This window comes from Thiocapsa sp. C2-2m, assembly GCF_041903745.1.
Lineage (GTDB): Bacteria > Pseudomonadota > Gammaproteobacteria > Chromatiales > Chromatiaceae > Thiocapsa > Thiocapsa roseilacustris.
The window spans coordinates 26,931-46,719 of sequence record NZ_JBBWVD010000001.1 but is presented as its reverse complement, the minus strand read 5'-3'; the positions used below and the strand labels follow the sequence as shown (position 1 = coordinate 46,719).

16 protein-coding genes and 1 pseudogene are annotated in these 19,789 nt (G+C 65.0%); 12 read left to right on the top strand and 5 right to left on the bottom strand.

What is annotated here, in order from left to right:
- Positions 1 to 39: 39 nt before the first annotated feature.
- The 4 genes from traA to AADX97_RS00190 all read right to left on the bottom strand — a co-directional run bounded on the left by traA (position 40) and on the right by AADX97_RS00190 (position 1,886).
- Positions 40 to 372: a TraA family conjugative transfer protein gene (gene traA, locus AADX97_RS00205; protein WP_374232922.1), complete on the bottom strand. Its 333-nt coding sequence runs from the start codon at positions 370 to 372 to the stop codon at positions 40 to 42.
- Between the two features lie 84 nt (positions 373 to 456).
- Positions 457 to 867 carry a TraV family lipoprotein gene (locus tag AADX97_RS00200; protein WP_374232923.1) on the bottom strand — a complete coding sequence of 137 codons (411 nt, stop codon included), beginning with the start codon at positions 865 to 867 and terminating at the stop codon, positions 457 to 459.
- 9 nt (positions 868 to 876) lie between these two features.
- Complete coding sequence (locus AADX97_RS00195; RefSeq protein WP_374232924.1) at positions 877 to 1,122, bottom strand: conjugal transfer protein TraV; 246 nt, start codon at positions 1,120 to 1,122, stop codon at positions 877 to 879.
- Positions 1,119 to 1,886 carry a DsbC family protein gene (locus tag AADX97_RS00190; RefSeq protein WP_374232925.1) on the bottom strand — a complete coding sequence of 256 codons (768 nt, stop codon included), beginning with the start codon at positions 1,884 to 1,886 and terminating at the stop codon, positions 1,119 to 1,121. The genes AADX97_RS00195 and AADX97_RS00190 overlap by 4 nt, the downstream gene beginning before the upstream one ends.
- A 1,767-nt stretch (positions 1,887 to 3,653) precedes the next feature.
- On the opposite strand from AADX97_RS00190, the gene AADX97_RS00185 reads away from it, so the two are divergent.
- The 4 genes from AADX97_RS00185 to AADX97_RS00170 all read left to right on the top strand — a co-directional run bounded on the left by AADX97_RS00185 (position 3,654) and on the right by AADX97_RS00170 (position 11,215).
- Complete coding sequence (locus AADX97_RS00185; RefSeq protein WP_374232926.1) at positions 3,654 to 5,657, top strand: alkaline phosphatase D family protein; 2,004 nt, start codon at positions 3,654 to 3,656, stop codon at positions 5,655 to 5,657.
- Between the two features lie 3 nt (positions 5,658 to 5,660).
- On the top strand, positions 5,661 to 6,596 hold the full coding sequence (locus AADX97_RS00180; RefSeq protein WP_374232927.1) for a DUF6635 family protein: 936 nt from the start codon (positions 5,661 to 5,663) through the stop codon (positions 6,594 to 6,596).
- A 316-nt stretch (positions 6,597 to 6,912) separates the two neighbouring features.
- A complete protein-coding gene (locus AADX97_RS00175) occupies positions 6,913 to 8,526 on the top strand; it encodes an NADH-quinone oxidoreductase subunit L (protein WP_374232928.1) in 1,614 nt (537 codons plus the stop codon).
- A gap of 13 nt (positions 8,527 to 8,539) precedes the next feature.
- Positions 8,540 to 11,215 carry a YbcC family protein gene (locus AADX97_RS00170; protein WP_374232929.1) on the top strand — a complete coding sequence of 892 codons (2,676 nt, stop codon included), beginning with the start codon at positions 8,540 to 8,542 and terminating at the stop codon, positions 11,213 to 11,215.
- Positions 11,216 to 11,465: 250 nt separating this feature from the next.
- On the opposite strand, the pseudogene ssb reads toward AADX97_RS00170, so the two are convergent.
- Positions 11,466 to 11,669, bottom strand: a pseudogene (gene ssb, locus AADX97_RS00165) (single-stranded DNA-binding protein); the annotation flags it as partial.
- 718 nt (positions 11,670 to 12,387) lie between these two features.
- On the opposite strand from ssb, the gene AADX97_RS00160 reads away from it, so the two are divergent.
- From AADX97_RS00160 to AADX97_RS00125, 8 genes are all read left to right on the top strand, one after another.
- Positions 12,388 to 13,392, top strand: coding sequence for a sodium-dependent bicarbonate transport family permease (locus AADX97_RS00160; RefSeq protein ID WP_374232930.1), 1,005 nt, complete (start codon positions 12,388 to 12,390; stop codon positions 13,390 to 13,392).
- Between the two features lie 121 nt (positions 13,393 to 13,513).
- Positions 13,514 to 13,828: a P-II family nitrogen regulator gene (locus AADX97_RS00155; protein WP_374232931.1), complete on the top strand. Its 315-nt coding sequence runs from the start codon at positions 13,514 to 13,516 to the stop codon at positions 13,826 to 13,828.
- A gap of 687 nt (positions 13,829 to 14,515) precedes the next feature.
- Entirely contained in the window at positions 14,516 to 14,857 is a 342-nt protein-coding gene (locus AADX97_RS00150; RefSeq protein ID WP_374232932.1) for a hypothetical protein, read from the top strand.
- 238 nt (positions 14,858 to 15,095) lie between these two features.
- Positions 15,096 to 15,674 (top strand): hypothetical protein, encoded by a 579-nt coding sequence (locus tag AADX97_RS00145; RefSeq protein ID WP_374232933.1) that lies wholly within the window; start codon positions 15,096 to 15,098, stop codon positions 15,672 to 15,674.
- A gap of 146 nt (positions 15,675 to 15,820) precedes the next feature.
- Positions 15,821 to 16,081: a LexA family protein gene (locus AADX97_RS00140; protein WP_374232934.1), complete on the top strand. Its 261-nt coding sequence runs from the start codon at positions 15,821 to 15,823 to the stop codon at positions 16,079 to 16,081.
- 89 nt (positions 16,082 to 16,170) lie between these two features.
- A complete protein-coding gene (locus AADX97_RS00135) occupies positions 16,171 to 16,470 on the top strand; it encodes a hypothetical protein (RefSeq protein ID WP_374232935.1) in 300 nt (99 codons plus the stop codon).
- A gap of 160 nt (positions 16,471 to 16,630) precedes the next feature.
- On the top strand, positions 16,631 to 16,951 hold the full coding sequence (locus tag AADX97_RS00130) for a hypothetical protein (protein ID WP_374232936.1): 321 nt from the start codon (positions 16,631 to 16,633) through the stop codon (positions 16,949 to 16,951).
- A gap of 404 nt (positions 16,952 to 17,355) precedes the next feature.
- A complete protein-coding gene (locus tag AADX97_RS00125) occupies positions 17,356 to 18,498 on the top strand; it encodes a hypothetical protein (protein WP_374232937.1) in 1,143 nt (380 codons plus the stop codon).
- Positions 18,499 to 19,789 lie beyond the last annotated feature (1,291 nt).

The following is a 19,789-nucleotide window of genomic DNA, read 5'->3' as shown; positions in this document are numbered from 1 at the left end:
GACCCGATGGTCGGGGTCCGGGCGATCGGAAGGCTCCGATCAGAGGACGGGCAGGGTGGCGGTGACGACGCCGTCGACGATCGCCGGGGCCAGGAACATGCCCACGCCGGCGGCGATGCCCAGGACGAAGCCCATGATCGACTGGCGTGCGGCACCGGCGATGACGCCGATGATGATGAAGATCACGGCCACCACCCGGCCGAGAAAACCGGTCATCCAGCCGGTGAGCAGGGTGTAGAGGGCCGAGAACTCGGTCCCGGTGGTGCCGGCCGTGGCGCTCGCGGAGAGCGCCAGGGCGAGCAGGGTCGCGGCGATGCCCGCGAACAGCAGGGTCCGGCGGTCGCGACCGGACAACGGGGGCGGGGACAACATGATCAGCTTCTCCGAAAGGTTGAGGAACCCGCGCCGCGCGGGTTCGGGTGGGCCGATCGTCCGGTCTGCACCGGACCACGGTGTTCAGGCGCCGCGCTTGTCCGCCCGCGGCAGGTGCATGGGTACGCTTGCCGGATCCGTCGGAACCGTATCCGGGGGCATCACCGGAGACGCGGCATCGTTCGGCACGGGCGAGCGCGGCTGCACCTGCAGCGGCCGCAGCACGGTCAAACGCCCGTGCGGTGCACCGTCGTACTGCCAGTGCTCGCGCAGCACCTCGATGTACACCGTGGAGGGCGGATACAGATCGCCGGTCGCATCCTCCCAGGGGGCGATCCAGGCCTGCATCGACGCGGCGGCGGCGCGTGTGGGTCGATACTCGGCGGGGCGTTGGTCCTGTGCCGCCAAGGCATCCGGAGCAGGCGCTCGGGTGGCGCAGCCGCTCAGGACGGCGAGCGCCGAGAGCACGAGCGGCAACGTGAGGCGTGAGGTCATGGCGGTCTCCTAATCCCGCAGGCGTGTGGTCCAGGCCCAACCGGAGCCGGCGGCAAACCCGCTTTCGGTTTCGACCGGCAGGGCGCGTGCGACGGACGCGGGCGGTGGCCCGTCCCCGTCGCTGAGGCTGTAGAGGGCGCTCGGCGGCAGACAGAGCGGTTTGCCCGGATAGCCGGGACAGGCGTATTCGGGGTTGCCCGAAGCGCAGCCCCCGAGCAGGGCCGCGCACAGCAGCAGGGGCGTGGCGTGGATCATTCGGCACGCTCCTCGACGGCGGCGAGCCAGGTCGCGAGGTCGTCGGGGCGACCTTGCCGCAGGCGCCCGTCCGGCGCGATCAGGAAGGGCGTGCCGCGAATCCCGAGGATTTGGGCTGCGATCGGGGTGCGTTGCGCGACCGCCTCGCCGCATCCCGCCGCGGGCTCCGGGAGATCCGCCGTCAGCCCGCCGAGCAGCGCCTCGCGCGCCTGCTCGGGATCACTCCCGGACAGGCACGCCAGCGCGAGCACGGCGCGCTGCGAGGCCTCGCCCAGCACCGGAATCGGGACCAGCCGGAAGCGATAGGTCGCGCGCAGCGGCGCCAGATCGTCATACAGCGCCGTGCAATGGGGGCAGAATGGATCGACGAAGATCACCACCTCGGGGCCTTCGCCGACGTCGATCGCCCCCAGATCGGCCACGTCGAGCTTCAGTCGCGCCAGATCGATCCGCCCGGCGAGGTGTTGGGTCTGATCGAACGCGGTGAGCTTGGCCCCGTGCCAGAGATCCACGGCACTGCCGCGCAGCACGTAGCGTCCGTTCTCGGAGAAGAACAGCAGCTCCCCGCCGGTGGTCTCCACCGCCTGCAACCCGCCGGACGGCAGCTGCGCCATGCGCGCGATCGACGTGCTCGGCAACGGCTCGGCCATGCCGGGGTTCGCCAGCGACGCCGCCGCCAACCCGAGGGCGGCCAGCGAGGCGGCGAGGTGTCGGGCCAGACGCCCGGGCGTCTCGTCGAAGGGTGAATCGAGGTTCTGTCGCATGCCACTGCCCTGTCCGTGAAGGTGCGGACAGAGTGCCGGCCGACGGGCGTGACGGCGACGGCGCTAAGCGCTCGAAAACGCGGCTTTACTCGCAGGTGTGTCGGACGCTGCGCAGACGGCGCATCGGGGAGGCTCTCCCGGCGCCGACGGCCTTTTTGTTCACAATCCCTGTGGTCGGTCGTGTGGATAACCTGTGCTCGAGCGGGTTAAGCGCCGGACAGGGCTGGGCGGAATGCCGGCCGGTCGCAGAATGCCCGGGTCCGGACTGTCCCGGCGATCCCGTGCGCGATCGTGCGCGGTGGATCCGGGGAGGGTGGCGTGTGCGTTGTGCGAGTGGCGGGTGCCGACCGGCCGAGTCGAGGCCTTGTCCGCGTGCCGAAGCGTCTGCCGGCGTTGGATGACGGTGGCGTCCCGACGCGTGCGGTGTGCCCCGGTGTCGGACCAGGGGGCGACGAACTCGTCGATACGGGCGTGGACCCGGTCGCGCCGGATCGGGTCTGCGTTTCGAGGTGTGATTCGATAAGCGGGGGTCGCGCGCGACGACGTCGACTTACTGACGGTTCTATGACGGTTAATATACCGGTTAGGGGGAACTGTGTTCCCTATCAAAAGGAACTCTGTTCCCTACCGACGGAACCGGGTTCCCTAGGGACGGAACCGGGTTCCCTACCCATGGGCACGGTGTTCCCTACCCATGGGCACGCTGTTCCCTCCTCCGGATAGGGCACTGGGTTCCCCTGCGCTTTGCACAGGGTTCCCGGAGACCCCGTTTTCATGCCCTCGCCCCAGGACTGGTGTTCCCGATTCCTGGCACCCTTGATCCTTCTGCGGCGGACAGCAGAAGCCGGTAGTGAGTCGCTCGTCCGGGTCCGCCTCTCGCGCGCTCGATCAGGGTGCCATGGAGCCCGCCCGGGGCCTTGGTGATGCCGCGGCGTCTGGTTTGTCTTCGAAGCGTGACTCCGGACCGTGGCCTCGCTCGGGGATGCCACGTTCAAACGGCTCTCCTGAACCGAACCCGCTGCCAAGCTGCCCGATACACCGGCCAAAGCGACCGGCCTGCTGAATGGCGATCCGGAGGCGGTCGGCATCCCCCGCCACGCGGTGCCGAAGCGCAACCCACAGCGTCGAGCGGGGGAGGGCTCGTCGCGGTGGGCGGACAACGATCGGATCCGCCATCGGGTGTTCGGCGAGGGTCGCATCGTCCGCGTGCGCGACAACGACGTCCTCGACATCGACTTCGCCGGGCAGCGTCGCTCCGGAGCGGATCGGATGAGGAGCCCGGCTGTTGTCGGTCAACTTATTCCACGAGAATTCCTCAGAGTAATCCGCGCTGACCCTACCGGATTCGTCCACCGCTTTTGCGGCTGCCTGCCGTCCAGCTGGTCTTGGGTCGGTTCAGGCGACCCTAACGGCAGCAGCTGGCCAGGAGCCGTCGCACGTCAAGTCAAGCCGAGTGACTCTTCAACGCGCGTTGCTGTCACTCACGACTCTGAGTTTGGCGCGCGCTTACGACCCCTTGCTGCCACTGGCATGACCCGAGCCGGCGGCAGGTCTGCCCCATGACCGGTCACTGGATCCGGAATGTCGGAGGGGAAGGACAGCGCCAGGAGCGGCCGGTCACCATGCAACTGTCGAGTAACTGGTCAACCTCGTGATGTGAACCTTTTATTGCCCGGCGAGCAAGCGTGCCGCCGATGTGCGGATCCTATCTTCGTGGTGGAGAAAGGACATGACCCTGCGAAGCCCGCCTGATGGGGAATCGAACCCATGACAGCGTCCGGAACGCCGTTGCCGCTGGTTCTTGCCGGCCCGATGCTGCGCCGGTGCTCGCCGCAGCGGCTGGTTCTCTGGCTGGCCGTTCGCGAGCCGGTCCGCGCGCGGATCACGATTGCTCCCGACGAGGGTCAACCGCTTGACCGGGTGCTCGCGCCCGGCCCGGCGGGCCTGCACTGTCTGACGGCCGGTGCGCATTTGCACTATCTGTTGGTCGATCTGCAGTTCGACGAGCCGTTGCCGCAGGATCGCTGGATCAGCTATGTGGTGAACCTGCAATCCCTGGCGTCACCCGAGGGCCGCTGGTTGGACTGCGCCGACTTGGCCCCCGACCTCTGCTATCCGGGAAAGACCTCGCCCGGTTTCATACTGCCGTCGCGGGTCGGTAGCCTTTTGCACGGGTCGTGCCGTAAGCCGCACCACACCGGGGGCGACGGTCTGGTCGAGGCCGATCGGCTGCTGAACCGCTGCCTCGAGCAGGGCGCTCTGCCGACTGGACGGGAAACCGCAGCAGAGACGGTCGCCCCGGATAAGCTGCCTGCTTGGCCTTCGGTGTTGGTGCTGACCGGGGATCAGGTCTATGCGGACGATGTTGCCGGTCCGATGCTACAGGCGATTCACCAAGTGGTCGCGATGCTGGACCTGCCCGACGAGCCATTGGCCGGCGCCGACCTGACCTGGCTGGACAGTGCACAGACCCTCTACCGTCATCCGGCCGGTTTTTACCGGCGCGAGACGCTGCTGCCGCGCCGCAAGCGCAACGACGCCCTGATCGAGGTGCTGTTCGGCGGGGTCGAGAAACCGGTCTTCACGACCAACAGCGCGCACAATCACCTGATCACGCTCGGTGAGGCGCTGGCGATGTACCTGCTGGTCTGGTCACCGGCACTCTGGCCGCTGATCGACCTGGATCCGCCGCCCGGGTTGGATGTCGCCTCCCGGTCCCTGTACCGGAGCGAACGCCTGGCGATCGAAGAGTTCGTGGCCGGGCTGCCGGAGGTCCGCCGACTTTTCGCACATGTGCCGACGGCGATGATCTTCGATGATCACGACATCACCGACGACTGGAACCTGAGCCGCGAATGGGAGGAGGTGGCCTATGGCCATCCGTTCTCCAAGCGGGTGATCGGCAACGCCCTTCTCGGCTACCTGCTCAACCAGGCATGGGGCAACAGCCCGGATGCCTTCGATCAAGAAGTCCTCGACCAGGTCCAGGCGGGTCTCGACGCACCCGGCGGCAAGGCGCACGACGACCTGATCGACCGCCTGCTGCGCTTCGATCACTGGCACTACAGCTGGCCGACCACGCCGCCGCTGGTGGTCGTCGACACCCGGACCCACCGCTGGCGCTCGGAATCGGCGGCCCGCAAACCCTCCGGGTTGATGGATTGGGAGGCCCTGACCGACCTGCAGCAGACGCTGCGCGGGCAGCCGGCCGTGCTGCTCGTCTCGCCGACACCGATCTTCGGCGTCAAGCTGATCGAGACCATCCAGCGGATCTTCACCTGGTTCGGTCAACCGTTGATGGTGGATGCCGAGAACTGGATGGCCCATCCGGGCGCCGCCCACGCGATCCTCAACATCTTCCGCCACCCGAAGACCCCGCAGCACTTCGTGGTCCTCTCGGGCGATGTCCACTATTCGTTTGTTTACGACGTCGAGCTGCGCGGTCGGGTGCGTGGGCCGGACATCTGGCAGATCTGCAGCAGCGGGTTACGCAACGCCTTTCCGCCGCGTTTGCTGGAGGTGCTCGACCGTGCCAACCGATGGCTCTATTCGCCGCGCTCGCCGTTGAATTGGCTGACGCGCCGGCGGCACATGCGGGTCATTCCGCGTAAACCCGATGGCAGCCCGCACGGCCGCCGCCTGCTCAACGGCAGCGGTATCGGTCTGGTCGAGATCGACGAGGAGGGGGTACCATGGCGCATCCGCGAGCTGTTGACCGATGGGCGGATGGTCACTTTCTCTCGGCGGGAGGCGGAGTCACGCTGGGATTGAGCCTTGCCCGGTGTCACCGCCCCACCGACGACGTGCCAGCAAACAACCTTTGTCGAACCCTCGGCGAAAGCAGTGACAGAGCGCCTCACCGACACAGATTTCCCACCGGACCGCTATTTTGCCGCCTGCCGGCGGAGGATCCCGGCGTTCGTGGAGTCCAACTACGGTTGGCCGGGCGCTCTGGCATTAAACCGGCGCGCATGGGGCATCGACGTGCTGGTCGCGCCGATCAATTTCCTGATGGGATTCCCCAACTTCATCCTGCGTGTGCTCGCACTCCTGCTGGAACTGATGCGCGCCCGCCGGGCCGCCCGTTGGCTGTTGCGGCGCCATCTCGGTTTTCGGACGAAGGTTCAGGAGGCGTTGACACGCAGTCTCATGGAGGACCTGCTGGCATTGCCGATCTCCGCGGGGGAGGTTTCGGATCCCTTTCTTCGCCGTGTTGTCGCCGCCGCTAAGGAACCGATGACGATCTATGTGCAGACCCGCAACGTGGCCGCCGACATAACGGCCGGGACGCTCGCGGCGATCGTGGGGGTTGTCGCGTTTAGTCAGTTCACGCCGGGCTCGATCTCCGCCGGTGCAGCGATCGCCCGGGCGGTCGCCAGGGAACAGGCGATATCCGCGTTCGCGCTCGGCGAGGTGGCCGGGCGCCTTTTCTACACGATCTTCCCGGTTCATCCATCACCGACCGTCCTCGTCGTTACCCTGCTCGCCGTGACGGTCACCATTGCGATCGTCGCCGCTTTTTCGGGTTTTCTGCACGACCCCGTGCAGGCGCGTTGCGGTATCCACGCACGTCGTCTCACTCAGTTGACCGAAGCCATCGAGGCCGCAACGAGCCCAGCGGCCGCGAAGGCCTATCGACCAAAAGATGTTTTCTTTGGACGGGTCTACGATGTGGTCGATTGGCTGAAGGGATGGCTGTCGTTCTGGTGAGCGATTTGATCGTTATCCATGCCCTCCGCAAGGAGGGCGGCGACGTGAAACATCTGCTGCGGCAGAAGTCCGGGGCTCACCTCTGAGCGAAAAAGGCGATCAAGTAGGTCGCCACCCTCACGCAACGCATCAAACCCCAGCCAGAAACGGTCGACCCGGGCACGCTCGCAGTTCGGCTCATTTATGCGAGACGCCGCCCACCACACTTAGAGAATAGCCGATAGGTTGGATCGAAAAGATAGATTTTTCAAGGCATCGACTTGCCCACAAGTCCACATCGAACCTAAATCACTGGGCGCGAGCCCGGGAGGCCTCGATGTCGTCCGCTCTCACACTCGTCACTGCGGCGGCGGTTGCCGCGCCGCTAGTCTTATGGCTCGCCGGGGCCATCCCTAGCCGGATCGCAAACCGTTCGGGGTCGCGGATGGCGCGCCTCGCCAATGTCCTGTCGTGGTCGGCCTTCGGGCTGGCCCTGACGGTGCTCTTGGGGCATGGCTTCGGGTCGGCCCAGTCGCTGACCCTGGTGTCGATTGCGCTGCCGTTCGACAACGGCGCCTTCGCCATCGGCGTCTATGTCAACGCCGTCACGGTGATCATGCTCACGCTGGTCTCCTTCGTCGGTGCGCTGGTGTCGACCTATGCGCGTAACTACCTGAACGGCGACCCCGCCGAGGGGCACTTCCATAAGTGGCTGCTGCTGACGCTGGCGTCGATTCTGACGCTGATCGTCTCGGGCAACCTGCTGATGTTCGTGCTGGCCTGGATCGCCACCAGCCTGAGCTTGCACCGCCTGCTGCTCTTCTATCCGGAGCGCCCCGCCGCGGTGATGGCGGCGCATAAGAAGTTCGTTTTCAGCCGGATCGGCGATGCCAGCTTGCTGATCGCGGTCCTCTTGATCGGGTCGAGTCTGCACACGCTGGAGTTTGCCGGTGTCTACGCGGCGATGGAGACGCTGGAGGGTCCGCTGCCAACGGCGCTGCAGGCGGCGGCCTGGCTGATCGTGCTGAGCGCGGCGCTCAAGTGCGCGCAGTTTCCCTTCCACGGCTGGCTGCTGCAGGTCATGGAGGCGCCTACCCCGGTGTCGGCCCTGCTGCACGCGGGCATCGTCAATGCGGGTGCCTTCCTGGTGATTCGGATGGCGCCGATCATGTCGCTGTCCGGTCCGGCGCTGGATGCCCTGGCGGTGATCGGCTTAGTGACGCTCACGGTCGCCTCGCTGGTCATGCTCACCCAGACCAGCATCAAGGTCTCGCTGGCCTGGTCCACGTCCGCACAGATGGGATTCATGTTGTTGGAGGCGGGTCTCGGGCTCTACAGCCTGGCGCTGCTGCACCTGGTCGCCCACTCGCTGTACAAGGCGCATGCCTTCCTCGCCTCCGGCAGCAGCGTGGACGGATTCCGGGCGGCGACACCCAAGTTCCGGGACGGCGGTCCGCAGCCCTGGCATTGGTTGGTAGCCTTCCAGGGCGCGCTCTTGATGGCCATTGTTGCGGGGTTCGTGTTCGGGGTGGATCCGGTCCAGGAACCCGCGCTGATCGTGACCGGGGCCATCATCGCAGTCGCCGTCGCGCAACTGCTGCTGCAGGCCCTGCAGTTGGAGGACAACGCCGCGTTGCTGCTGCGGGCAAGCGCGATCGGCGTCCTGGTGTGCTTCGGGTATTTCGGTCTGCACGCGGCCTTCGCGTTCGCCGTTGCCGACAGCATGAGCGCGGTGGCGCCGTCCGCCAGCCGCTTTGATCTGATCCTGAGTATCGCCGTCGTCGTCGTGTTCATCGGCCTGCTGCTGTTGCAACACTATTTTATGCGCATCGCACCGTCGCTGCGTCAGGCGATCCAGGTGCATCTCTACAACGGGCTCTATGTCGATGTGTTGGTGACCCGCTTGATCACACGCTTGTGGCCTCTGCGCCCGGCGTCCACCGACCACTGAGGGGGATGAAGCCATGAACCTGAATGCTCTCGACACGCTCGAGCAGACACCGGCCACGATGCCGCCGGCGATCGACCCGATTACGGAACCCGAACGGGCGAGCGCCGCCGAGGCCGCGGGCCTCGACGCGCAGGTCGCAGCCGCCTGCGAGCGTATTGCCCCGCTCTGGCCGCTGGATCGCTTTGTGGCGGTGAACCCTTTCCACGGACTGCGCGATCTGCCGTTCCAGGAGGCCGCAGCGATGCTGCGGCGGGTGGCGGGCGCGCGTCTATACATGCCCAGGGCCTACTATCGCGAGCAGATCGCCGCCGGGCGGATCACCGACGATGATCTGCGCGAGGCCGCCGCATTGTGCGGGAGCCGGCTCGACCCCGCGACGCTGCAACGCGCCGCCGATGTCGAGCCGCCACCGGCCGGGCGCGTGCCGCTGCTGACCGCGGTGCTCGACGCGCTGGACGCCGACGACTGGTCCGGCTTCGTGGTGGAGCGCATCAGCCAGCATTGCGCGGCCTTCTTCGACATGGGTCAGGCCACCTGGAAGCAGCCCTGGCAGGGCCTGTCGCTGTACGCCTCCTGGCGACGCTTCGCGGCGCTCGATTTCAGCGCCACCATGATGGGGCAAGGCGGCATGCGCGCGCGGGTCAAGGCCCTGCCCGAGGCACCGCGCGACTGCATCCGCTCGGCCCTGAACCGACTGGGCATCCCCGCCGCCGGCGCGCGCGACTATCTTCACGCGGCCTTGATGGACATCGGCGGTTGGGCCGCCTGGACCCGTCTGCTGCGCTGGCAGGCGGAGCTGGCCGGAGGGCGCGACGACACCATCGAGCAGTTGCTCGCGATCCGGCTGGCCTGGGACGTGCTGGTCTACGAGCACAAGACCAGCCCGGAGTTGCGCCAACGCTGGCGCCGGGTCTGCGCCGAGTTGGGCAAGGGCCCGACGGCTGCGGAAGCGACCGCGACCGGGGACGCACCCGATGACGCCGGCAACCCCGAGATCGATTTGGTGCTCTTGAGCGCGGCGGAGCTCGCCTATCAGCGCGGCCTGATCGGGCAATTGCGCACGGCGGCGAACGGCGACACTTTGGTCCGCCCCGCGGTGCAGGCGGCCTTCTGCATCGACGTGCGCTCGGAGGTGATACGCCGCGCCTTTGAGACCGTCTGCCCGCAGGCGCGCACACTCGGTTTCGCCGGCTTCTTCGGCGTGCTGATCGAGCATGTCCCGCTCGGTGCCGTCACTGCACGCACCCATGTGCCGGTCCTGCTTACGCCGACCTACCGGATCTGCTCCGAAATCCACGGGGCCGACCCCGCGGAAGCCGATCGCGCCCTGGCCGTGCAACGCCGCCGCTTCGGGATCAGCAAATCCTGGAAGGCGTTCAAGATGGGCGCCTCCTCGTGCTTCTCCTTCGTCGAGTCGGCCGGCATCTGGCTCTACGCGCCCAAGCTCATCGGCGACACCTTGGGGTGGAGTCGGCCCGTCCCGTCCCCCGACGATCTGCGTCTGGATGCGCTGGAGGCGTGCCGGGTGGGACCGACCCTCGACGCGCCCTCGCACGCGCCCCGGCCGCATGCGCACAACCACGCCCATGACCACGCAGGAACCTGCGCAGCCAACGGCACGCTCGACGGCATGCGCGCCGGCATTCCGCCGGCGGATCGGATCGCACTCGCCGAGGGCATTCTGCGCGCCATGTCGCTCACCGAGGGCTTCGCACGCCTCGTGCTGCTGGTCGGGCACGGCAGCAGCTCGGTGAACAATCCCCATGCCACCGGACTCGACTGCGGGGCCTGCGCAGGTCAGACCGGCGAGGCCAGCGCCCGCGTGGTCGCCGCGCTCCTCAACGACCCGGCGGTGCGCCGCGGTCTGCGCGAGCGGGGGCTGGCGGTCCCCGCGGACACCTGGTTCCTGCCCGGTCTGCACGACACCACGCTCGACGATGTACACCTCTTCGACACCGAGGTGCTGCCCGCGGGCTACGCCGAGGAGCTCGCCGAGCTGCGGAGCTGGCTCGCGCAGGCCGGGGAGCTGACGCGGATGCAACGGGCCACCCTGCTGGGGCTGGGCGGGCAGCGCGGGCAGGCGCTGGAGGCAAGCATCCGGCGGCGCAGCCGCGACTGGTCCCAGGTCCGCCCCGAGTGGGGGCTGGCCGGCAATGCCGCCTTCATCGCCGCCCCGCGCGCACGCACCCGCGGTCTGGATCTGGGCGGTCGCGCCTTCCTGCACGACTACGACTGGCACGCCGATGCTGGCTTCACGACCCTGGAGCTGATCATGACGGCACCCATGGTGGTCGCGTCCTGGATTAACCTGCAGTATTACGGCTCCACCGTCGACAACCGGCGCTTCGGCAGCGGCAACAAGGTCCTGCACAACGTGGTCGGGGGCGCCATCGGGGTGCTCGAAGGCAACGCCGGCGACCTGCGCACGGGCCTGCCGATGCAATCGCTGCACGACGGCCGGCGCTGGATCCACGAGCCGCTGCGTCTGAGTGTCGTTCTGCAGGCCCCCCAAGCGCCGATCGAGGAGATCATCGCCCGCCACGATCTGGTGCGTCAGTTGCTGGACAACGGCTGGCTGCATCTCTTCCGGTTGGACGATGGCGACGGGAGCATCCAGCGGCGCGTGCCGGGGCAGGGCTGGGTGAGCTGCGGTCCGCAGGAGGGCGAGTACCGCGATAACGGCGCCTGAGCTCGACCGACCGCACGAGACCACTCCGGCGGAATGCCGGAACGGTGTGTCTCGGGTGAATCGGCCGGGTCCGGTAGAACGTGAGAGCCGATAGGACCTTGCCTGATCGCTGCAACGCTCACCGCAACCCCCGCGGAGGATCCCCCCGGACGGCACGCAACCCGGAGCTTGCGACCCTCGGAGGGAGCGGGGCTTGCCCCGCATCCGGCCTTCGACTGCTCGGCCTATGAAGTCATTTCATGTATAGGACCTAACCCGATCGATCGGTCCACTTCCGGGTCGTGAGGCTGCCCTCGATGTAGACCTTCGAGCCCTTGCGCAGGTACTGCTGGGCGCTCTCGGCGCGTCGACGCCAGAGGATGATCCGAAACCACTCGGTCTCCTCCATCCGCTCGCCGGCCTGCTTGTCTTTCCAGGTCTCGCTCGTCGCGATCCGGGGCGTTGAGACGGCGTCGCCGCTTAGGGTGGCTCAGGTCAGTGCCTCTGAATCAGGCTGGGGCAGGAGGGCGATCTCGGCGGAGCGGAACCGCCACCAGGATTCCAACTCGGGATCGCTGCCGATCCGGGCTGCGCTCGCCGTCATTGTCTTGAGGGTTCGCTAAGACTCGGAGGCGGGTTCCTTTTCGGCGGTGAGCCAGCCCCACCTTCTTGCGCCGGGACACCGGTCCACTCCTGACTCGCGGACTGCCGATGGGCTTGGCGCAGAGTTTCCAGCACCCGGGGAATCTCGAGGCGCAACTGTTGAGCCCGTTCCGGACTCGGCATCAACGGGTCCATCGGGGTCGGATAAAGCGCGCTCGGCCCCCAAGCCAGGAGCGATGGCGATGCGGTGAGCAATGGCACGGTCAGCACGGCGCTCAGCATCACGCTTAAGACGTGTTTCATCGATCGCGATTGATTCATTGCCGACTCCTCTTGTTCTAAAATACGCCTTAAGAAAGGCGCCGACCGCTTTGGCCACCACACGACATGACGCCTCGAAAACAGGATCGGTCCCGACACGCTCGTTTCAAACTCGCTTTTTCCTGCGGATCCCGTGGGCTTTACCGAATCGATGACGGTTCGCCTATACATCGGTCGAATAAAAACGATAGGGGTTCGGCGGAGAATGCCCTTACGCTCTAAATCAGCCGGGGCACACCTGGCTGATACTCGACATGAGGAGCGAACCCTTGGAATCATTGCTGGAATTCTTCACCCGCTTTTTAACGCAATTTCAATCGCCAACCCTGGCGTTCCTCATCGGCGGAATGGTGATCGCCGCGCTCGGGTCCAGGCTCGAGATCCCGGATGCCATCTACAAGTTCGTAGTCTTCATGCTGCTGATGCGCATCGGGCTCGATGGCGGCATGTCGATCCGCGAGGCAAACCTCGTCGACATGCTGTTGCCGGCCTTCTTCGCGGTCCTGGTCGGAGTGATGGCGGTCGTCATCGGCCGATTCACCCTGGCACTTCTGCCGGGCGTCCGAACGGAGGACGGCATCGCAACGGCAGGCTTGTTCGGCGCCGTGAGCGGCTCGACCATGGCAGCGGTGATCGTCGTGATGGAAAACGAAGGCATTGTTTATGAGCATTGGGCGCCAGCGCTGTATCCCTTCATGGACATCCCCGCACTGGTGATGGCGATCGTGCTGGCGAACCTCTATCTAAAGCGCCGGGACGGCTCATCGGAAAAGGTGAGGATCTGGCCGATCGTCAAAGAGAGCCTGCAGGGTTCGGCGCTGTCAGCCCTGTTGCTCGGTATCGTTATCGGTCTGTTTACCCGACCCGACAGCGTCTTTGACGGCTTCTACGATCCCCTGTTCAAGGGTCTGCTCTCGGTGCTGATGCTGATCATGGGTATGGAAGCCTATACGCGGCTCAATGAGTTGCGCCGGGTTGCCCACTGGTACGCGGTCTATGCAGCGGTCGCGCCTCTGGCACATGGCCTGATCGCGTTCGGGCTCGGCTATATCGCCCATATCCTGACAGGCTTCAGCCCGGGCGGCGTGGTGCTACTGGCCGTCATCGCCGGCTCCAGCTCCGACATTTCGGGGCCGCCGACCTTGCGCGCCGGGATTCCGTCCGCGAACCCGTCCGCCTACGTCGGCGCCTCGACCAGTGTCGGCACGCCGGTTGCCATCGCCATCGGCATACCGCTTTATATCGGTCTCGGCCAGGTGGTGTTCGGAATCTAAACGCCGCTGCATCGGCCCACGGACGGTGGTCCACAAAGCCTCGGGCAGTCCGTGCCGTCATCATGCGGCACGAACTGTCGCCCCTGAATCAACGTCAACAAGCGACCGGAGGTCATCCGTCATGGCACAGCAAGCGACCAAGCTCGTGGTCATCACCGAGAAGGTGCTCCTGAGAGACATCGCCAAGATTGTCGAGTCGAGCGCGGCGACCGGCTACACGGTCATGGCCGCCGGCGGCAAGGGCAGCCGCAACACGCGCTCGTCCGGTCAACCGGCCGTCTCCGACACTTTCTCCAACATCAAGCTCGAAATCATCACCGCGAGCGAGGAGGTCGCACGCGAGATCGCCGACAAGATCGCCAAGAAATACTTCGACAACTTCTCCGGCATCACCTATCTCGACGAGATCGAGGTTCTCTACGCCCACAATCTCTGACCATCACGCCTCGGCGGGGACTTTGAGTCGAGGCAGGGACGCCTCTCAACACCGTCGAAAGGAGCTTGACGGTCGGATCATCGCGGTCTGTCTCGATTCGAAAACCGACCTATCGATGAACCGCTATGCCGCGGCGGCATATCATCGATTCGTCCGACCGCCAACGTATACGTTCCCCCCTCCCCAACCCGCCCGCCAAGGGGGAGGGAGTGCATTCGATCAAGGGCTTGGCGTCCCCCCTTGCACCCAGGGGCTTTCTCGTTGCCCTGAGGTAAGACGACCCGAACATCCGTTCGCTCACGAAGCTACAGCGGACGCTCAGAACCAGGCGCCGAGCGGAAGTTCTGCGTCCTAACCGACCCAACGGGAGGGTGATCATCAGTGTCCGCTACGCGTCCAGAGCCGCCGCTCGACAGGATAGGGGCGAGTGGCAGCTTCTGGCTGACTCGGGGCTGGCCCGATGTTTGCTGCCAGTGACCGGTAGTGGGGCACAGGGATCGGTCGGCTGGCTCGGCTCGGTGGCCGGCTTGGGTCGTATGCACCCGCCGAGTCTCGTAGCTGCCGTGTCCGCTATCAGCGTCTCGGCGTCGCGCAAGCGGGCGAGCGTATGACCGGCTTGGGGTGGCCAGCGGTCCTGGCACGATGGTCCACGCTGCTGTCTCCACCCAACCGAAACGGAGACAGACGATGGCGGACCGGACCGATTCTGCCCAGCCCGCGACCCCGTGGAACAAGGGCAAGCTCATCGGGCGGAAACCCCCGCTCCGGCTCCAGGAGATCTGGAACTTGCGCACCCGCCTGCAGATGGCCGGCCGGACCCGCGAGCTTGCGCTCTTCAACCTCGCGCTCGACGGCAAGCTGCGGGGTTGTGACCTAGTGCGGCTTCGGGTGCGCGATCTCGCCCATGGCGAAAGCGTCCTCGGGCGAACCAGTGTATGCCGCAGAAGGTCGCCGAGTGGGTCGGGCTCATGCTCGGCGACCCGCCGATGTACGGCACCCACTCGCGCCGCCGCACCAAGGCCACCCTGATCGACCAGCGCACGCAGAACTGCCGGACGCTGCCGCTCCTTCTGCGACAACGCCAGGTCGAGCGCGCAACGGGCATCAAGGTGCCGGGGATGGCGGAACGGATCAAGTGTGAGATTATTCCCAAGGTCGGCGTCCGGGCGACGGAGCGCTTCCCGCCACCAAGCGCCCGCTCCGCGATCCGACCGCCGGCGAGCGGACAGAACTGCCGTCGCCACCGATCGCGCCCCCGTCGACCGCCATGCCCACCTCCGTCACCGATCAGCTCGCCGCGATCTTCGTGCAGATCGACGAGCGCGGAAGCGCCGACCAGTTGCGCCTCACGGTGCTGAAGAAGTGGTTCGCGCGCCCGGAACGCCTGGCCGCGTTCGCCCTTTGGGTAGCCGCGCGTGCCACGGCGAACGGGCGTGCCGCGGCGGCGCCCGCCGCGGAGTTCTTCGGCGAAGCCCAGGCGTTGCTGCAGGACGGCGAGGCCAGGGGCAGAATCGACCTGTTTGCGGCGGAGCGCCTCCACCGGCGGCTGGCGGCCTTCCAGAGCACCTATCAGCGCGCGAAGTGGGGCCCCGTCCGCATCATCGCCAACGCCAACCTGTTGCTCATCGAGGACGCGCTGGCGCTCTACCTCTGGCATAGCGACTCCCCGCCCCTCGGCTACAAGCTCGCGGCGGCCTACTGCGTCCACTACGACCCGCACTATGGAACCGGCCTCAACGGGCCGTCCCGCGCTCGGCTGGAGGAGCTCATTGACTTCATCAAACGGCGTGAAGCCTTCGAGGCCAAGGCGCCGGAAGGCGTGCGCCCGATGAACAACGCGCCCTAAGGCCGACCTGGATGCCATCGCCGGCAAGGTCCTGTAGAGTCACTGCTGACGAGTGGCTCCCGCCCTTACTGAAGTGCCCAAGAGAGGCTCTTGCGGACTTTCCGCAACGTCTGCTGCGGTGGGTTACCAACGACGAATACCGTCCCATGGCGAATCACTTCACCGAAAAACAAGGCCAGTACTTGGCCTTCGTTTACAACTACACCGTGCTTGCTGGGCAGGCCCCTTCGGAAGCCGATATGGCGCGGTTCTTCGGAAAAACGCCGCCAACCATCCATCAGATGGTGCTGAAGCTGGCCGAGCTCCAGCTAATTAGCCGGAAGCCGGGCGAGCCGCGATCAATAGAGATTCTGGTCGATCCCGACGACATCCCGACGCTTCTCCGGCCAAACCCCGATAAGGGTTGATGCAGGATGCAGGAGAGCACTAACGTCCGGTACAGCGAGAGCAGACTTTCAAGTGCCCCTTTTGGTTCGCCGACTCTGAGAGACACGTGATGAAGCCAGGACGAAGAGATATACCTGTCAAGGTCAAGATTACAGACGCAACATTAACGGAACTAAAAAGACATACCTGGAATATGGGCGAGGCCTTTGGATTGGACGCCAAAATTGATGCGTATAAGGGGATTCGGCCAATATCGTTCTATCGCTGGGACCTGGACTGTATCCTTGATGTGCTTTCCATGGCTCTCGATAACGAGAAAGAATATCCTGATAAGAACAGCGACGGATATGTGCTCCTATTTGAGTTACACCGAGACCTAAAGAAGAAATACGAGCAAACCTATGAGTAAACAGTGGCGCGCAGGCCGGCGCAAGCGCACGCTACCGGCGCTGCCGCTGTTGTCTCTCCGATCAGAGCCAGTGTACAAACCGGGAAGCGTATTGCTTCTGGGAGTCGTGAGCGGAAATCTGGGGCCGAAGACACCGTTTGACTAATTTTGGGCGACCAACATGCACGCTACCACCCAACGGGACAGAGCGTTAGCGATTCTCAACGCCCATTTGACGGCGTTACGTACACTCTACAAGGCATGCTTCCTTGCGTTGGGAAAAGGTGGTTTGTTGATGTATGCCGAAGACGTGATCAAGGGAAGCCTGCCAGGAAAGGAGAGCTACAGGACAAGAGCAGAAATGTTGGAGGTATTCGACGAGCCAGACTCCCAAGCGCGGTTAGCAAAACTGCTTGACAGCTATGACCCGAGAAAGGAGGGAATCATGACGTTAATCACTGCGGATGCAAACGCAACCTTTTTTGTTACCTGGAAACTCTAGCAGAATGTCCCGGGTGTCATGTCCGCTGTGGGTTGAGAGCGGCCCCAGCTTCTGGGATGGCGCTGGAGCGCCTTTGAGACGTCAGGAGTCCTGCCAGATCAGCCCCCGGGAGGTCCGATCTGAGGCGTCGCCGGCCGATGAGCGGTGCCCAATGTCAGCGCCGGCGAAACGTCATCAGTCGGCCACCCCCGGACCTTCACACACCCGATCTCCAACGGTAAGGCGCGGCTCCGCGCCGCAGCCGCCACGGCGGCCTGAAAGCCATCCGTCTCCGGTATTACCAGAAGCTTGGCGCGCGGGACGACGGTGGCGGAGCAAGAGATCCCACGTTTTCGCTCAACCTGTGTCGCAGGGCGCGCACACCCGCCGCGTCAGTTCCCGCGATGGCTCAGAGACAACCGACCATGAAGACTGTTGCCCTCTACGATGTTGGCGGAAGAATTCCCAATCTGGCGCTGATGAAGCTCAGCGCGTACTACCGAAGCAAGGGATATCGACCTGTTCTATGCAAGGACGTATCGTCGCCAGTGCCGGCAAGTCGGCACTTTGCCTCCTGTGTCTTCCACCATCCCGTGGCCAACCGCGCGGTCGCCACCCTGCGAACGCGTTTGCGCGACGATCTGGTCATCGGGGGAAGCGGAGTCGATATCAAAGTGACACTCCCTCCGGACGTGGATAATTGCTTCCCCGACTACGCGCTGTATGAGTGGCAACGATACGCGGTCGGCTTTCTGTCACGCGGATGCAATGCCCGTTGCCCGTTCTGTCTGGTCCCCGAGAAGGAAGGCCGGCTGAGGGAGGACTACGCGAGCTTTGAGGATTTCGTCCCGCCAGGGCAGTCGAACGTCATGCTGCTGGATGCCAACCTCCTCGCGATGAGGAATGCGTGCGGGCTGCTTGAGGAGATGATCCGTCGCGGGTACCGCGTCAATTTCAGTCAGACCTTGGATATCCGCTACCTGACCGAGGCGATGGTTCCGCTCCTGGCGAAGGTCCAGTCGGTCAATTCCCGCTTCACGAAGCCTATGTACTACTTTAGCTGTAATTCGGCCGCTCAGGCGGCGGTCTTGCGGGAAAAGCAGGACTGTCTGCGCCGACTCGGACGCGGGAAGGTCACGGTGGTTGTCATGTTCGGATTCGACAAGACACTGGCGGAGGAGTACGCGATTCTTGCAACGCTGCGCGAGCTTCAACTGATTCCATTCCTCCAGGAGTACATGCCCCTGGCGGGACGCCCTTCCCGGCCCCCTGCCGAATACTTCGACCTCGACATTGATCGGATAGCCGATATCCGCTTCCGTACCAACGGGCGCAACAACGAGAAGTTTCTGTCGTTCGTGAATCGACGTTACTTCGAAGCCTTCGGGCAATACTACATGCCGCTCTTGGAGGCACAGTATCGGTACAACAACAAGCAGGCAATAAACCGCTATCTTCGCGATCCGGCACTCGTGACACGACGCAAGCACGGGCATGTTTCGGGATGTGTGGAAAGCAGCACCATGGGTACGCAATCCAAGCAGTCGCCAACCACTCGATGTACCTGAATTCTCAGGCCGCAGGTGGTCCTGGCGTTCTCGATTCCATCGTCCGCAAATCCACCAAGAGGGGCCACTCCCCTCAAACTCCCCGCCGCGGATCCGAGCCGTTATGCTTGCGTCAAGCCTCGCAGCCGCCGTGTCGGCTTTCAGCGTCTTGCGGTCAGCGCGGGGACGAGGAGGGTGGCCGCTTCTGGCCGGAACCGGCCACGAGCAGTCTGCGAGCGGGGGTGTCAGAACATTTTACAGTTGGGCCGAGGAGGCGACCGTGGCCACGTCCGGTCCTGGCCGGGAGCTGCCGTGACCGGACCCGCGGGCAAGGTGTCAGAAAATCTTACAGCCTGTCTCCAAGGACGGCGGTCGCCGTGTCCGGTCCTGGCCGACAGCGCCCGTCGACTGGGGGCTCGTCCGGGGAGCGGTACAGGGGCGGTGTACGCCGGTGGGACTGAGAGCCCGTGTAGGGCGGAACGCGATAGCGGTTCCGGCATTTCGGTGGCTTGCATCGTGGCGGATCGCCCTGTCGGGCATCCGCCCTACGTCGGCTCAACCTTGGGCATGCTCAACTGGCGGCGATTTCGGGTTGGCGGGAAGCCTGGTCCTACACCATCAGCCTGCTGGAGTGACGCTCAGACCGGCTGATCGGGCTCATCGACGCGGCATTATGTAGCAAACGCACATGGCTATCTATTCAATGACTTGGGCGCAGCCTTGCGGTTCTTAGCCAGCCCCTGCAGCCGAATTCTCCCCGAAATCCGTTAGATCCCGGCGACCACCCGACCCGCATGACATCGAATTTCCATGAAGCGCCGCGTAACCCATTGATCTGTAAATATGTGCGTTTGCTACATAATGCCGCATCGACGTCGTACGCGAGGCGGCGCGGCGTGCCCGTCGGGAACACGTCTATGTCCAGTTTCGGGCGCAGCGAATACCCGATCCGGCAACGACGTTCCCGGCGTCTGCTGAACCCTCTACAGCGGTCGTTGCCATCCGGCGCTCGAATGGCTCCTTTGGGTCGCTATGTGAAGCTTCACATAGGGGTCGAGAACGGACCCTTCCGCCGCCTCTCGGCCGGTGCCGCAGTGCGGAAAGATCGGCGGAAGTCAGGTGAGCGAATCTTAGAGATCTGTGACGAGATAATGTTGGAAACAACACCCCCCCCGGCTATCGCCACCCGAGCGAGCCGTCCGCGTTCGATCATGCGGGGACGCTCTCGTCGGCAGACCGACACGTGAGTTCGGCAGGCGCCGGCTCTCGGGAGCGACGATGCGTCGTGTGGTTCCGCGCGCTATCGCGGATC